This window comes from Novosphingobium endophyticum, from assembly GCF_014640675.1.
In the GTDB taxonomy this organism is placed as follows: domain Bacteria; phylum Pseudomonadota; class Alphaproteobacteria; order Sphingomonadales; family Sphingomonadaceae; genus Novosphingobium; species Novosphingobium endophyticum.
On sequence record NZ_BMHK01000054.1, the window covers coordinates 1 to 14351 of the forward strand.

Consider the following 14351-nt stretch of genomic DNA (forward strand, 5'->3'; position numbering starts at 1 on the left):
ACACACAGGCAAACCAGGACATCAGACCTCCCCAATTGTGAGGCCTGCCAAAGAATCCATTCTTACCCTACGCGCCACACCTATTTTTCAAATGCGATTCCCCTGCCCTCATCCAGGGGGCCGGGCGGCATGTTTCTCGCGCCTATCCAGCAGCCGATGACGATCAGGCCCGCCCCCGCGATCGTCGGCAGGCCCACCTCCTCGCCGAACATGAGCCACCCGAACAACGCCGCCCAGAGGAAACCGGTATATTCCGCCGCGACCAGCACTTGCGTCTCGGCGCGGGCATAGCCCCAGGACAGGAACAGGATCGCCGTTGTCGCCAGCGCGGCGCCGGCCAGCGTCATGCGCAGGCTGGCCGCGTCGGGAACGACCGCCAGCCATGGCGCGAAGACCATGAATATCAACGTCACGATAAGGTTCTGGAACTGCGCGATCTCGACCGGCCCGGCCACCAGCGCCTGCTTGCGCTGGAATACCAGGTTGAGGGCATAGAACATCGCCGAGACGAGGATCGCCGCGGTTCCCTTGATCGCTTCGGCGGAAAGTTCGCCCGGTCCGAAGCGGCCGGCGCCGATCACCAGCACGCCGAAGATGCCGAGAACCGAAGCCAGGATCGCCCGCGGGCGGATCTTCTCGCCCAGAAGCAGCGCGGCGAAGTAGAGCGCCATGATCGGCGCGACGAAGGAAATGGCGATCGCCTCTGCCATGGGCACGCGTACCAGGCCATAGAAGAACAGGCTGGCCATGACCGCGATGATCGCGGCGCGCTGGGCGTGGATGCGCAGCACCGCCCTGCTCGGCATCGGGCGTCCCGCAAGCAGCCAGAGCGGCAGGGTCAGCAGCGTGGCGAAGAGGTTGCGCAGCAGCAGCGCGGTAAACACCCCGATGGCGATCGAGGCGCTCTTCATCGCCGCGTCCATGGCGCTGAACGTGGCGATCCCGATGCAGACCGAAAGAATGGGCAGCACCGGAGCCTGTAAACGGGATGAATCGGCGGACATCGTTGCCCCTGCCTTTCGGGTCCCGCGAAGTTGTGCGCAAGCAATTCATCGCAGCGACAGGACAAATCCTTGATGATGGGGCAAACTGGGGGCAAATCGAGGCGGCAAGTGCCTGACGGACCCCGTTGGCCGCAGGCATCCACCTTTGCAGAAGAACGGGCAGGTTTCGGAAAATATGGCGAGTTTCAAGAAGCTGGGGGGTACGGTTCTCTCTTTTGTCGTGGCGGCAACCCTGATGGCGCAGCCCGTTCTGGCGCAGCGGATCACCCCGCAGATGCCGGAGGACATCCTGCCCGGCGAGCCTGCACCGTCCCCGAGTTCGACGCCGGCCCCCGTGCCGATGCAGTCGCCGGTCCGGCTTCCCGGCCAGGCGCCGACAGGCGATGGCGCCGGGACGATATCCGAGCCGGTGGTCCAGCCGCTGTTCCTCGCCGAGCCGGTCATGTCCTGGTCGCTCGCCAATGCGAAGGACCTGCTCGCCACCATCGAGTATATCGGCAAGGAGGGCCTGATCCCGGCCGACTATCAGCCGGCCGCCCTCAAGGCCGCGATAGCCAGGGGTGAGGGCGACGACCTCGACCAGTTGGCGAGCAGGGTCTTCGGCTGGCTGATCGAGGACTTGCGCGACGGGCGCACGCCGGTGGAGGCGCGCGTGCAGTGGTTCGCCGTCGACCCGGACCGGGACCAGATGCCCACCGCCGAGCTCATGGCCCAGGCGCTGGCCGACCATGACGTGCGCGGCATCGTAGACCGGTTGGCGCCCACGGTGCCGGACTATGCCGCGCTCAAGGCCGCGCTGGGCACGGTGCCGGCGACCGACAAGGCGCGTCGCGCCCTGATCCGGACCAATATGGACCGCTGGCGCTGGCTCGCGCGGGACCTGGGCGACGTCTATCTGCTCACCAACGTGCCCGAGTTCCAGCTGCGCCTGACGGTCAGGAACAAGATCATCCGCACCTATCGCACGGTCGTCGGCAAGCCGGGCCGCACGGCGACGCCGCAGCTTGCCGAGACGGTGACGGCGGTCGTCTTCAACCCGACCTGGACAGTGCCGCAGTCGATCGTGAAAGGCGAGGGACTGGGCATGAAAGTGCTCAACAACCCGGCCTGGGCCCGCGGCCAGGGTTACAAGGCGACGCGCGGCGCAGACGGCACGATTTACGTGGTCCAGCAGCCGGGGCCGAACAACGCACTCGGCCTGATGAAGATCGACATGCCGAATTCGCACGCCATCTATCTTCACGACACGCCCTCGAAGCAGTACTTCGACGATCCGGTCCGCGCCTATAGCCACGGCTGCATCCGCACCGAGCGCGCGGTCGAGCTGGGCATGACCATGGCCATCCTCGGTGCCGAAATGTCCGGGACCGAGGCAGCCGAGATTTCGCGCTCGGGGGCATATACCAAGGTCGAGATGACCCGGACTTTCCCGGTCTATCTTACCTATTTCACCATGGCTCGCTCGATCGACGGGCAGCTCCAGCAGTTCGACGACATTTACGGCCGCGACGAGCCGGTGCTGGAAAGCTTCCGGCAGCCGCGCCAGTTGAAGACGACGCAGCGCACCAGCGACGAAGAGATCATAGAGCTCGATAATCCGCTCTGACGGCGGGGAGACGCGCCGGGATACCACAACGCGTAGGCGATTGCGGGGCCGAGGGTGCTTGCACGGCCTGCGGGACTGTTCCACCTAGGCCGGACGCCCCCATAGCCGAGAGGACCCGCCATGACCGAGAAATCCCCGAGCCGCATCGAGGAAGCGATTTCCCGGGTTGTCGAGCTCGAATCCGAACTCGAGGCATCGGGCGATGTCACTACCGAAGCGGCGGCGCTGGCGCGTGCCAAGGAGATCCTTCACGCCTGGGTCGACAGCGTCACCGCCGTCGTCGCGACGCCGGGTGTCGGGCGCGCCGTGCTGATCCACGAGAACGGCACCGAATCGCGGATTGCCTCGCCCGACCTGCCGTCGCGGCTCGCGGTTCCGGTGACTTTTGCCAAGCGCGAGGGGTAGCGCCTCCCGGTCGTCCACGGCCGGTTCTCACGCGTAGCCAGCGGCTCCGGCAAAAATGAGAATGCCGCCCACGACCAGCAGGGCGATGCCCGGCAGGTCGGCCTTGATGCTGAGTCGTTTCCCCGGACCCCGGGGTTCCAGCGTGTCGCGCGATTCGTCGTCGGTGGTGTCCGGCGGCTTGCTCAACCGGCCGCGACCGGCGCTTTTTACCGCCGCCAGCGCAACGCCGACGATCATCAGCAATGCGCCCAGTATTATGAGTGCCATCGCCGCCTCTCCCTATGTATCGAACGGGGGCCGGTGCCTGGAGCCTCGATGCGTCATCGCATCGATGACCGGCCTATCGTAACAGATCGGGCGTTTCCCGTCATGGGAAAGGAGATCGGCCTACGACTGGCGGATCACCGTAAGGAAAGCGTCCCCGTAGGCGTCCAGCTTGCGCGTGCCGACGCCGCCGATCTCCCCCAGCTCGGCGAGCGATGATGGCCGCGCGGCCGCCATTTCACGCAAGGTCGAATCGTGGAAGATGACATAGGGCGGCACCCCTGCTTCCTGCGCAAGGTCGCGCCGCAGGTTGCGCAGGGCGTCGAACAGCGGATCGCCGACAGGGTTGGCGCCGCCGTCGCGGCTGCCGCGCCGCTTGCGTTCGCGTTTGGGCGGCACGACGATCGGCACGTTCGCCTCGCCCTTCAGGATCGCACGGGCGTCATCCCCGAGCGCGAGGCCGCCGTGTTCGGTCGGCACCAGGCTGCCGCGCGCCTGGAGCGCGCGCGACAGGGGCTTGAGCAGCGGCTTTTCGTCCTCCGTCATGATGCCGAAGACCGAGAGCCGGTCATGCCCGCGCTGGATTACCCGGTCGTCGGATACGCCGGTCAGCACCTTTTCGAGATGGCCGAGTCCGTAGGACTGTCCGGTCCGGTATACGGCCGAAAGCAGCTTCCGGGCCAGTTCGCTGACGTCGACGACGCCCGCCGGCTCGAGGCAATTGTCGCAGTTTCCGCACTGCTGGGGCGGCTCCTCGCCGAAATGGCGCAGCAGCACGGCGCGGCGGCACTGCGCGGTTTCGACGAGGGCGGCAAGCGCGTCGAGGCGCTGGCGTTCCGACTGCTGGCGGTGTTGCTCGACCTCGGACAGGCGCATGCGCGCGCGGGCGAAATCATCCGCGCCCCAGAACATGACCGCCAGCGAGGGATCGCCGTCGCGACCGGCGCGACCGGTTTCCTGATAGTATGCCTCGATCGACTTGGGGATGCCGGCATGGGCGACGAAGCGCACGTCGGGCTTGTCTATGCCCATGCCGAACGCGACCGTGGCGACCATCACCATGTCTTCCGAGGCGACGAAGGCGGCCTGGTTGCGCGCGCGCACTTCGGGCGCAAGACCGGCATGATAGGGCAGGACGCGGCGCCCGGTGGCGGCGGCGAGCTTCTCCGCAAGCTGTTCGACGCGGGCGCGGGTCGGGGCATAGACGATGCCGGGGCCGGGGTTCTCGTCGAGCAGCGCCTTGAGCTGGCGCGCTGCATTGTCGCGTGGGCGGATGGCATAGCGGATGTTCGGGCGGTCGAACCCGGCGACGATCAGCCCATCCTCGTGAATGCCGAGCTGGGCGAGGATGTCGGCGCGGGTGTGGTGGTCGGCGGTTGCCGTCAGGGCGAGGCGCGGCACCTCGGGGAAAGCGTCGAGCAGGGGCCTGAGCAGGCGGTAATCGGGCCGGAAATCGTGGCCCCATTCAGAGACGCAGTGCGCCTCGTCGATCGCGAAGAGCGCGATCCGTGCGCGCGAAAGCAGTTCGCGAAAATGCGGCTGGCTGGCACGTTCGGGAGCGACGTAGAGCAAGTCCAGTTCGCCGCCCCGAAAGCGGTCGATGGTCAGCTCGCGGTCGGCGTCGGCGCTGGTGAGCGTCGCGGCGCGGATGCCGTTCGCGCTCGCCGAGCGGAGCTGATCGTGCATCAATGCGATCAGCGGGCTGACGACGACGCAGGTTCCCTCCAGCATGACCGCCGGAAGCTGGTAGGTCAGCGACTTGCCCGCACCGGTGGGCATGACCGCGAGGGTGGATTGCCCGGAAAGGACGCGCGCCACCACGTCCTCCTGGACGCCGCGAAAGGCGGTGAAGCCGAAAGTGGCGTGAAGGGCATCGAGCGCGTCGGGAAGAAGGTCGGCGTCAGGCACGGGGCGCTTATGGCAGACTGGGGCGCCGGCTGAAAACGCCTTGCCGGTAATTTTCTGTGAGCGCGGAGGCGGGCACGGGATGCATTGTCCTCGCCGGGCTAACGCCTGCCGAGGTAGAGCAGGTAAACCGCCGAGCACACGATCCACAGGCCGTCGCAGGTCTTCAATCTGCGCGCGCCCAGAAAGAGCGCGACGGGCCGGGCGAGAAATCCCCCGAGCGCGGCGCCGGGGCCGGCGAGAAGGACCACCGCCCAGGGTACGTTGCCGGCGGCGATGTGAAAGGGCAGACCGGCCAGCACGCTCACGGCGGAAATCACGCAGGCTGCGCCGGTACACAGCAGGACCGGGTAATGCCGGCAGAACAGGTAGAGCGCGACCAGCTCACCGATGCCGACCGAGAACTGCGCAGTGATGAACCCGCCCGGAATCGCCAGCAGCATGATCGCGGCAAGATCGACCGGCTCGAGCCGCGCTTTTTCCGGCCTGTTGCGGTTGATGGTCCAGGTCAGGATAACGAGTGCCGTTCCCAGAACGATCGAGAACAGCTTGTAGGCCATCAGCACGTCGTGGCTGTCGAACCGGGCGAGGCGCTGGGTCGCCAGCATCGCCGGAAGCGAGAGCACCAGGACCGCGCTGACGACCTTGACGAAGTCGCGGCGTTCGACCCAGGCATGCCCCGGAAGCAACGCGTAATGGCGCTGGTGGAGCAGCCTGTCGGTCCAGCGGAGCGCTCCCATCGACATGCCCATGGACTGAATGCCGAATGAGGCTGCGGTCACCTGAACCGGAGAAAGGTCGAGTACCGAAAGCTCTCGCAGGGCGTTGAACACCGGCACGAAAACAACGCCGCCGCCGGTGCCCGACGTGTTGGCGATGACCGCGCCGATCACGCCGACCGCAGGCAGCGGCCAGAGGCGGAGAAGCTGTTCCAGCTCGGGCCGGCCGATGAACCAGTACAACAGGTAGAGGATCAGCAGCAGCGCCGCTCCGGGAGCGACAATGCGCGGCGCGGGTCTTTCCAACCGGTCAGTCCAGATTCGGGCGCAGCCAGCGCTCGGCCGTCGGCAGGTCCACGCCGCGCCGCGCGGCATAGTCCTCGAGCTGGTCCCGCCCGATGCGGGCGACGCCGAAGTACTGGCTTTCCGGGTGAGCGAAGTAGAAGCCGGAAACGGCCGCCGTCGGCAGCATGGCCTGGCTTTCGGTGAGCACGATCCCGGCGTTGTCCTGCGCCTTCAGCAGGTCGAACAGGATGGGTTTCAGCGAATGGTCCGGGCATGCCGGATAGCCCGGCGCGGGGCGGATCCCGCGATATTCCTCGCGGATCAGGGCCTCGTTGGTGAGCTGCTCGCCCGGTGCATAGCCCCACAGCGTGGTTCGCACGTACTGGTGCAGGCGCTCGGCAAAGGCCTCGGCGAAGCGGTCGGCTAGGGCTTTGAGGAGGATGTCCGAATAATCGTCATGCGCGGCCTTGAAGCGTTCCAGATGCGGTTCGATGCCGTGGATGCCCACCGCGAAGCCGCCGAGCCAGTCGTTTTCGGTGTCGATGAAGTCGGACAGGCAGAAATTGGCGCGGCCGCGCGACTTCTTGAACTGCTGGCGCAGGAAGGGAAGCCTCACGTCACCGTTCGTGTCGAACGAAGTCGAGACACCTTCGCGCTTGCGGTTCTCGACTTCGCTCGAACCGAACGGTGAGGGAAGAACAATGTCATCCCCATCGCGCCGCGCGGGCCAGAAGGCGCAGACGCCCTTGGCGGTCAGCCATTTTTCGGAAATGATCCTTTCCAGCATCGCCTTGGCGTCCGCGAACAGGCCGCGTGCGCTTTCGCCGACGACTTCATCATCGAGAATCTTCGGATAAGTGCCCGCCAGCTCCCACGCACGGAAGAACGGCGTCCAGTCGAAGGTTTCGACCAGATCGGCCAGATCCCAGTCCTCAAGCACGTGCAGGCCGGGCTGTACCGGCGCGGGCGCCTTTTGCGCGAAATCGGCGGGGAAGGCATTTTCGCGCGCGTCGGCGAGCGACAGCAGTTCAGACTGGCCCTTGTTCGCCCGCGCCTCGCGCACTTTCTCGTAATCGATCGCTACCGAGGACTTGAAACCTTCGGCCTGCGTGTCGGAGAGAAGCTGCGAGGCCACGCCCACCGCGCGGCTGGCGTCGAGCACATGGATCACCGGGCCTTCATAGGCGGGATCTATGCGCAGCGCGGTGTGGACCTTGCTGGTGGTCGCCCCGCCGATCAGCAGCGGGATGTTCATTTCGGCGCGCTGCATTTCCTCGGCCACGGTCACCATCTCGTCGAGCGAAGGCGTGATGAGGCCGGAGAGGCCGATGATGTCCGCGTCGTTCTCGTTCGCCGATTCGAGAATCTTGGTCCAGGGCACCATGACGCCCAGGTCGATCACCTCGTAGCCGTTGCACTGCAGGACGACGCCGACGATGTTCTTGCCGATGTCATGCACGTCGCCCTTCACGGTGGCCATGATGATGCGGCCCTTGGCCTTGGCGCCTTCCTGTTTTTCCGCTTCGATGAAGGGGATGAGGTGGGCGACGGCCTTCTTCATCACGCGCGCGGATTTCACGACCTGCGGCAGGAACATCTTGCCGCTGCCGAACAGGTCGCCGACCACGTTCATGCCGTCCATCAGCGGGCCTTCGATGACCTCGATGGGCCGTCCGCCCCGGTCGAAGGCGGCCTGGCGCGCCTCCTCGGTATCCTCCACGACATACATGTCGATGCCCTTGACCAGCGCATGTTCGAGCCGCTTGGTCACTTCCCAGCCGCGCCATTCCTCGGCCGCCTTCTCGGCCACGGTGTCCTTGCCCTTGTAGCTTTCGGCCAGCTCGATCAGGCGCTCGGTCGCGGTCTTGCCGTCCTCGCCCACGCCATTTTCGGAGTTTGGGGGGCGCCGCATCAGGATCACGTCCTCGCAGGCCTCGCGCAGCACCGGGTCGATCTGGTCGTAGACGTCGAGCTGGCCGGCATTGACGATCGCCATGTCGAGCCCGGCGGGAATAGCGTGGTAGAGGAATACCGAGTGCATCGCCCGGCGCACCGTCTCGTTGCCGCGGAAGCTGAACGAGAGGTTGGACAGCCCGCCCGAGAAGTGGACGTGCGGGCAGGCCTCGCGGATTTCCTTCACCGCCTCGATGAAGTCCAGCGCATAGCGGTCGTGCTCCTCGATGCCGGTGGCGACGGCGAAGATGTTGGGATCGAAGATGATGTCCTCGGGCGGGAAGCCGATGCCGGTGAGCAGCTTGTAGGCGCGCTTGCAGATCTCGACCTTGCGTTCCCTGGTGTCCGCCTGTCCCGTTTCGTCGAACGCCATGACCACCACGGCGGCGCCGTAGGTCATGCATTTGCGCGCCTGCTCGAGGAACGGTTCTTCGCCCTCCTTCATGCTGATCGAATTGACGATAGGCTTGCCGGACACGCATTTGAGGCCCTCTTCGATCACCCCCCATTTCGAGCTGTCGACCATCACGGGGACGCGGGCAATGTCCGGTTCGGCGGCAATCAGCTTGAGGTAGGTGGTCATCGCCTCGACCGCGTCGAGCAGGCCTTCGTCCATGTTGACGTCGATCACCTGCGCGCCGTTCTCCACCTGCTGGCGGGCGACTTCGACGGCGGCGGGGTAGTCGCCGGCCATGACCAGCTTCTTGAACCTGGCCGATCCGGTGACGTTGGTGCGCTCGCCGATATTGACGAAGCTGGAGCCACTGGGGCGGGCGGAAGACTGCGTGTTCATCTCGTTACTCCCCCCTCCCGCTTGCGGGAGGGGTCGGGGGGGGGCCTGTTCGTTGCTGGGGCGGGCGGCCCCCGCAGGCCCTCCCCCAGCCCCTCCCGCAAGCGGGAGGGGAGATTGTGGTCCCTCCTCCTTGCGGGGAGGGGCGTTTGCCTATGCCGCCATGATGAACGGCTCGAGCCCGGCAAGCCGCGTCACCGGCTCCAGCACCGGCAGCTTGCGCGGGGGCAGGCCGGCGACGGCCTTGGCCATGGCGGCGATATGCGCGGGGGTCGAACCGCAGCAACCGCCCAGCACGTTGACCTGTCCGGCGATGGCCCATTCCTTGACGAAACCCGCCGTGGTGTCGGGCATTTCGTCATAGGCGCCCAGTTCGTTGGGCAGGCCGGCATTGGGGTAGATCATGATCAGCGTGTCGGCGATTTCCGACAACGTCTTTACGTGCGGGCGAAGCTGTGTCGCGCCGAACGAGCAGTTGAGGCCGATCGTCAGTGGTTTCGCGTGCCGCACCGCGTGCCAGAACGCCTCGACCGTGTGGCCCGACAAATTGCGGCCCGAAAGGTCGGTCAGCGTCATCGACAGCATGATCGGCACTTCGCGGCCCAGATCGGCCTCCAGTTGCTTGACCGCCATGATCCCGGCCTTGGCGTTGAGCGTGTCGAACACCGTCTCGATCAGGATGAAGTCCGCCCCGCCTTCGACGAGCGCGGCGGCCTGTTCCTTGTAGACGTCGACCAGCGTGTCCCAGTCGATCTCGCGATAGCCCGGATCGTTGACGTCGGGGCTGAGCGAGAGCGTCTTGTTGGTGGGGCCGATCGCGCCGGCGACGAAGCGGGGGCGCTCTATTCCATTTTGGGCGTCCTTGGCCTGGAACTCGTCAGCGACCTTGCGCGCCAGTCTGGCCGATTCGACGTTGATCTCGCGCACCAGGTGCTCCGCGCCGTAATCGGCCTGGCTGATGCGATTGGCACTGAAAGTATTCGTCTCGGCGATATCCGCCCCGGCCTCGAAGTAGGCGCGGTGAATCGCCTCTGGCACTTCGGGCTTCGTCAGCGCCAGAATGTCGTTGTTGCCCTTCTGCTCGTGAGTCAGGCCGAGATTGCCGGCATAGTCCCCCTCGGCGAGCTTCCAGCCCTGGATTTCGGTGCCGAAGGCGCCGTCGGTGATGAGGATGCGTCCGGCAGCCTCGGCGAGGAACGATTCGCGCGCCGACATCATGTGGTCTCCTTGGGGCGCAGGCCGAGGAGTTGGCAGATCGCATAGGCCTGCTCGGCGCGGTTGAGGGTATAGAAGTGAAAGTCGCGCACGCCGCCATCGTAGAGGCGCTTGCAGAGATCGGCGGCGGCGACCGCGGCAACCAGCGCGCGCGGGCCGGGGCGCTCGTCGAGCCCGGCGAACATCGCCTCCAGCCAGCGCGGGATCTCGGTGTTGCCCGACATGCGGCGGATCGCGGCGAAGCTCGTCACCGGCATGATGCCGGGCAGGATCGGAGCGTCGATCCCGGCCGCGTGCGCCTTGTCGAGGAAGCGGAAATAGGCGTCGGTGGAAAAGAAGAACTGCGTGATCGCGCGGTTCGCGCCGGCATCGATCTTGCGCTTGAGGTTGTCGAGATCGGACTGCGCGTTCAGCGCTTCAGGATGGACTTCGGGATAGGCGGCGACGGAGATGTCGAAGTCGTGCCGCGCCTTGAGGCCGGCCACCAGTTCGGCGGCGCTGGAATATCCTTCCGGATGGGGCACGAACCTGCCGGCGTCGGCCGGCGGGGGGTCGCCGCGCAGCGCGACGACGTGGCGCACGCCCGCCTCCCAGTACTGGTCGGCGATTTCGTCGATTTCAGCCTTGCTGGCCGCCACGCAGGTCAGGTGCGCGGCCGGCACCAGGCTCGTCTCGCGGATGATTCGCGATACCGTGGCATGCGTGCGCTCGCGCGTGGAGCCGCCGGCGCCGTAGGTCACGGAAATGAAGCTCGGGCCGAGCGGCGAGAGTTCGGTGATCGCATCCCAGAGCTGCGCCTCCATCTTCTCCGTCTTGGGCGGGAAGAATTCGAACGAGACGGAGATGTCGCCCGGCAAGTCCGCGAAAAGCGGAGCCTCGAGGGGGCGAATAAGGGCATTCATGGGCGCGCGGCCTTTCCTTGGGTATGTGCTTCGATGACGGGCGCCGTGCCTGAGCCGCGGCGTCCCGTCCAGATTTTCACGGTAAGCGGATTGCCGGGAAGCGCCGTCGGCGCCTGCGGCTCGAAACCCGCATCGGTAAGCAGGACGAGCATCTGTTCGTCAGAAAAACCCAGGCGGGCATGGGCATGGCGCTCGCGCAATTCCTCGCGCTCGTGCGCGGCCAGGTCGACCACCGCGATGTGCCCGCCCTCGCGCGTGACACGGGCGGCTTCGGCCAGCACGGTTTCCGGTTCCTGCGCGAAGTGCAGGACCTGATGGAACAGTACCGTGTCGAACATCGATTCGGCAAAGGGCAGCGCCATGAAGTCTCCCTGCACCAGGTCGATCTGGCCCGCGGGGAAGGATTGCAGCCGGGCGCGGGCGATTCGGAGCATCTCCGGGCTCTTGTCGAGCGCGGTGACGTGGCTGGCACGCTCGGCGAGCAGTTCGGCCATGCGCCCGGTGCCGGTGCCGACGTCGAGCAACCGGCCCGGCACGCGGCCGTCCAGCGCATTCAGCAGCGCGGCTTCGACCGGTTCATCGGCGCCGTGCAGCAGGCGCAGGGTGTCCCACTCCTGGGCATGGCGGGCGAAGTAGGCCTCCGCGCTGGCTTCGCGCGCGGCGCGAATCGCGGCGAGGTGGCGGCGGTCTTCCGCGCAGCGGGCGGCGAAGATCGCGTCGTCGCGTTCGGCGATCGTCAGCAGCGTGGCGGCGGCGGCGCCCAGCGGCGGCGCGCTGCGTTCGCCCACGGCGCTGCGCAGGAAGACCCAGCTTCCCTCCTTGCGCCGTTCGGCAAGCCCGGCATCGCACAGAATCCTGATATGTCTGGAAACCCTCGGCTGGCTCTGTCCGAGCACCTGCGCAAGCTCTCCCACCGCCAGCTCCATATGGGCGAGCAGGCGCATGATGCGCAGGCGCGTCGGCTCCGAAAGGGCACGCAGGAGGGGATCGATCCGCATGCGAAGTCATATAAAGATATCTTTATATGTGTGCAACCCCTAGGGATTCAGCGGATTCTTACCCCTCTACTTCCCATTTGCGTTGCACAAACGTCTCGTCTAAAGAATGGCGCTGCAGGCTTGCCTGCAAGCGTTGGCGCCTGCGCCAAACAATGCAAGGGGATTCGCATGAAGAAGATTGCTTACGCCGCGTTCGCGTCGGCTGCCGCCCTGGCTCTCTCTGCCTGTGGTGGTGAGGCTCCGGTTGAAGAAGGCACCGAGACGGTTGAAACCGTTCCCGGTGAAATGATGACCGGCATGGCCACCGATGCTCCGACCGAGGAAGCCACCGAGGCGATGTAATCCGGCCGGGGGCTCGGCGCCAGCCCAACCCGGCTCGCCGACCCCCAGTTGCTTTCCGCCCGCAGGTTTGCGGGGCCAACGGAAACAATCCGCCTTCGTGCGGAAAAAAGCCCTCCCTTGCGGGAGGGTTTTTTATTTGCCCGCCGTATTTGTCATTTCTGCGACAGTCGCGCGGCGCGGCACGAACGCCGACCGAGAGGTCAAAGGGCTTTCCAAGTTAAACCACGTATGCGGCCCTTGCCGGAAAGCAACCAAACTTCCGCATTCACCTGAGCAGTGCCAAGGGGACGGTGCGGCTTCGCATGTCGAAAACCCGGAGTTCTATATTTCACAGGATATAGAAAGTGCCGGGCTGTCCGGAAAATTGAGATCCCAAGGGGAACGATCCAGGGCCCATGCGCCAGGGGAGGCGTTGCCGCGCGGGTGCCCCCTCGGGTCGGGGCAAGGAGAACAAGAGTGGCCGGAAAATGGATTGATGCGGGGAAGGGATTGGCGCTGGTTTCGGGCATGGTCGCCGCGAGCATTGGCGCTCCCGCAGCGTGGGGCAAGGACGGTGATGCGGCCGCATGGACGCTGCAGCAGGCGATCGGTGATCCTGACAACCTCAAGGTCTCGGGCAGCGTCCGAATACGTTACGAAGCTTTGGACAACCAGTTCCGCCCGGGACTGAAGGACAGCGACAGCATCGTGCTTCTGCGCACATCTCTGACCGCTGAATACGATACAGGCCCCGTCCGTGTCGGCGCTGAGGTCATGGATTCGCGCGTTTATTCGGCCGGGCCGGGCAGTTCCATCGGCACGGGGGAAGTCAATGCGGTTGAGTTGATCCAGGCCTATGTCGGCTTCGATCTGGGAAAGGCGCTTGGCAGCAAGTCGGAGACGACGCTCGATGTGGGCCGCTTCACGATGGATGTGGGATCGCGCCGGCTTGTCGCGCGGAACAATTTTCGCAATACGACCAATGCCTTTTTCGGGTTCAAGGCACAGTATAACGGTTCCGGCGGCACCTACGGCACCGCCTTCTACACGCTTCCGCTGATGCGGCTTCCTGACGACAAGGCCTCGCTCCTCGATAACAAGGTTGAGCGGGACCGCCAGAATTTCGACCTGACCTTCTGGGGCGTGTCCCTCGGCAAGCCGGTGCATGACGGCTCCACGGTCGAGGTCTATTTCTATGGTCTCGATGAGAACGATTCGCCCGATGTCGCTACGCGCAATCGTACGCTCTACACGCCGGGGCTGCGTCTCCATCGCAAGCCGAAACGCGGGAAATTCGATTACGAGTTCGAGGGTGCCTATCAGTTCGGCCATATCCGCGCGAGCAAGGCGGCGAGCGCGGCCAAGTTGGACGTCTCAGCCTATTTCGTACACGCTACCGTGGGATATCAGTTCGCGATGCCGGGCAGCCCGCGCATCGCGTTCGAATACGACCGCGCATCGGGCGATGGGTCCAACGGTTCCTTCGGCAGGTTCGATACGCTCTACGGCGCCCGCCGCACGGATTTCGGACCGACCTCGATCTACGGCCCGCTCAGCCGGGCGAATATCAGCTCGGCCGGGGTGAGGCTTGAAGTGACGCCGGAAAAGCGCTGGGACGGCCTTGTCATGTACCGGGCTGCCTGGCTCGAGAGCGCGACCGACAGTTTCGCGAATACCGGCGTGCGCGATCCCTCCGGCGCTTCGGGCAGCTTTGCGGGGCATCAGGTCGAGGCGCGGGCGCGCTACTGGATCGTGCCCAAGCTGCTTCGGGTCGATACCGGCGCTGCCGTCCTGTTAACCAGCGGGTTTCTCGACAGGGCGCCTGGCGCAAATCGGAACGGCAATCCGCTTTATGGCTACTTTGATCTGATCGCGACATTCTAGCCTCTCCTATTCACGAAGCGTTGGTTTCGTGACCCGATCCGCTGACTGCGGGCTTTGCAGCGTGACAGAGGCGAGCGAGAGCGCTGCGTCTTTTTCACCG

At 65.5% G+C, this 14351-nt stretch carries 12 protein-coding genes; 4 read left to right on the plus strand and 8 right to left on the minus strand.

Going from position 1 to position 14351, the window contains the following annotated elements; genetic code table 11:
- Nucleotides 1-80: 80 nt before the first annotated feature.
- Complete coding sequence (locus IEX32_RS19215) at nt 81-1004, minus strand: DMT family transporter (RefSeq protein ID WP_188773156.1); 924 nt, start codon at nt 1002-1004, stop codon at nt 81-83.
- Between the two features lie 175 nt (nt 1005-1179).
- Here IEX32_RS19215 and IEX32_RS19220 point away from each other — a divergent pair, with 175 nt between their 5' ends.
- Together IEX32_RS19220 and IEX32_RS19225 are read left to right on the plus strand one after the other, a co-directional pair.
- Nucleotides 1180-2610 carry a L,D-transpeptidase family protein gene (locus tag IEX32_RS19220; RefSeq protein ID WP_188773157.1) on the plus strand — a complete coding sequence of 477 codons (1431 nt, stop codon included), beginning with the start codon at nt 1180-1182 and terminating at the stop codon, nt 2608-2610.
- A gap of 120 nt (nt 2611-2730) precedes the next feature.
- Nucleotides 2731-3015, plus strand: coding sequence for a hypothetical protein (locus IEX32_RS19225; RefSeq protein WP_188773158.1), 285 nt, complete (start codon nt 2731-2733; stop codon nt 3013-3015).
- A 27-nt stretch (nt 3016-3042) separates the two neighbouring features.
- Here IEX32_RS19225 and IEX32_RS19230 read toward each other — a convergent pair whose 3' ends face one another.
- From IEX32_RS19230 to IEX32_RS19260, 7 genes are all read right to left on the minus strand, one after another.
- Nucleotides 3043-3282, minus strand: coding sequence for a hypothetical protein (locus IEX32_RS19230; RefSeq protein ID WP_188773159.1), 240 nt, complete (start codon nt 3280-3282; stop codon nt 3043-3045).
- 120 nt (nt 3283-3402) lie between these two features.
- On the minus strand, nt 3403-5187 hold the full coding sequence (gene recQ, locus IEX32_RS19235; protein ID WP_188773160.1) for a DNA helicase RecQ: 1785 nt from the start codon (nt 5185-5187) through the stop codon (nt 3403-3405).
- 98 nt (nt 5188-5285) lie between these two features.
- Nucleotides 5286-6209: a sulfite exporter TauE/SafE family protein gene (locus IEX32_RS19240; protein ID WP_188773161.1), complete on the minus strand. Its 924-nt coding sequence runs from the start codon at nt 6207-6209 to the stop codon at nt 5286-5288.
- A 4-nt stretch (nt 6210-6213) separates the two neighbouring features.
- A complete protein-coding gene (gene metH / locus IEX32_RS19245) occupies nt 6214-8934 on the minus strand; it encodes a methionine synthase (RefSeq protein ID WP_188773162.1) in 2721 nt (906 codons plus the stop codon).
- Nucleotides 8935-9084: 150 nt separating this feature from the next.
- Nucleotides 9085-10146, minus strand: coding sequence for a homocysteine S-methyltransferase family protein (locus IEX32_RS19250; protein WP_188773163.1), 1062 nt, complete (start codon nt 10144-10146; stop codon nt 9085-9087).
- Nucleotides 10146-11048, minus strand: a complete 903-nt coding sequence (gene metF / locus IEX32_RS19255) for a methylenetetrahydrofolate reductase [NAD(P)H] (RefSeq protein ID WP_188773164.1) — start codon at nt 11046-11048, stop codon at nt 10146-10148. Before metF ends, IEX32_RS19250 begins: the two co-directional genes overlap by 1 nt.
- The gene (locus tag IEX32_RS19260; protein ID WP_188773165.1) at nt 11045-12046 is read right to left on the minus strand and encodes an ArsR/SmtB family transcription factor; all 1002 of its coding nucleotides are present in this window, start codon (nt 12044-12046) and stop codon (nt 11045-11047) included. The genes metF and IEX32_RS19260 overlap by 4 nt, the downstream gene beginning before the upstream one ends.
- Nucleotides 12047-12214: 168 nt before the next feature.
- Between IEX32_RS19260 and IEX32_RS19265 the strand changes: the two genes are divergently transcribed.
- Nucleotides 12215-12388, plus strand: coding sequence for a hypothetical protein (locus tag IEX32_RS19265; RefSeq protein ID WP_188773166.1), 174 nt, complete (start codon nt 12215-12217; stop codon nt 12386-12388).
- A 456-nt stretch (nt 12389-12844) separates the two neighbouring features.
- Nucleotides 12845-14251, plus strand: a complete 1407-nt coding sequence (locus IEX32_RS19270; RefSeq protein ID WP_188773167.1) for an alginate export family protein — start codon at nt 12845-12847, stop codon at nt 14249-14251.
- The last annotated feature ends 100 nt before the right edge of the window (nt 14252-14351 follow it).

Bases quoted from the DNA above. Each gene is read 5' to 3' on its own strand.
- IEX32_RS19215 (WP_188773156.1), bottom strand. From the start codon at position 1,004: ATGTCCGCCGATTCATCCCGTTTACAGGCTCCGGTGCTGCCCATTCTT.
- IEX32_RS19220 (WP_188773157.1), top strand. From the start codon at position 1,180: ATGGCGAGTTTCAAGAAGCTGGGGGGTACGGTTCTCTCTTTTGTCGTG.
- IEX32_RS19225 (WP_188773158.1), top strand. From the start codon at position 2,731: ATGACCGAGAAATCCCCGAGCCGCATCGAGGAAGCGATTTCCCGGGTT.
- IEX32_RS19230 (WP_188773159.1), bottom strand. From the start codon at position 3,282: ATGGCACTCATAATACTGGGCGCATTGCTGATGATCGTCGGCGTTGCG.
- metH (WP_188773162.1), bottom strand. From the start codon at position 8,934: ATGAACACGCAGTCTTCCGCCCGCCCCAGTGGCTCCAGCTTCGTCAAT.
- IEX32_RS19250 (WP_188773163.1), bottom strand. From the start codon at position 10,146: ATGTCGGCGCGCGAATCGTTCCTCGCCGAGGCTGCCGGACGCATCCTC.
- metF (WP_188773164.1), bottom strand. From the start codon at position 11,048: ATGAATGCCCTTATTCGCCCCCTCGAGGCTCCGCTTTTCGCGGACTTG.
- IEX32_RS19260 (WP_188773165.1), bottom strand. From the start codon at position 12,046: ATGCGGATCGATCCCCTCCTGCGTGCCCTTTCGGAGCCGACGCGCCTG.
- IEX32_RS19265 (WP_188773166.1), top strand. From the start codon at position 12,215: ATGAAGAAGATTGCTTACGCCGCGTTCGCGTCGGCTGCCGCCCTGGCT.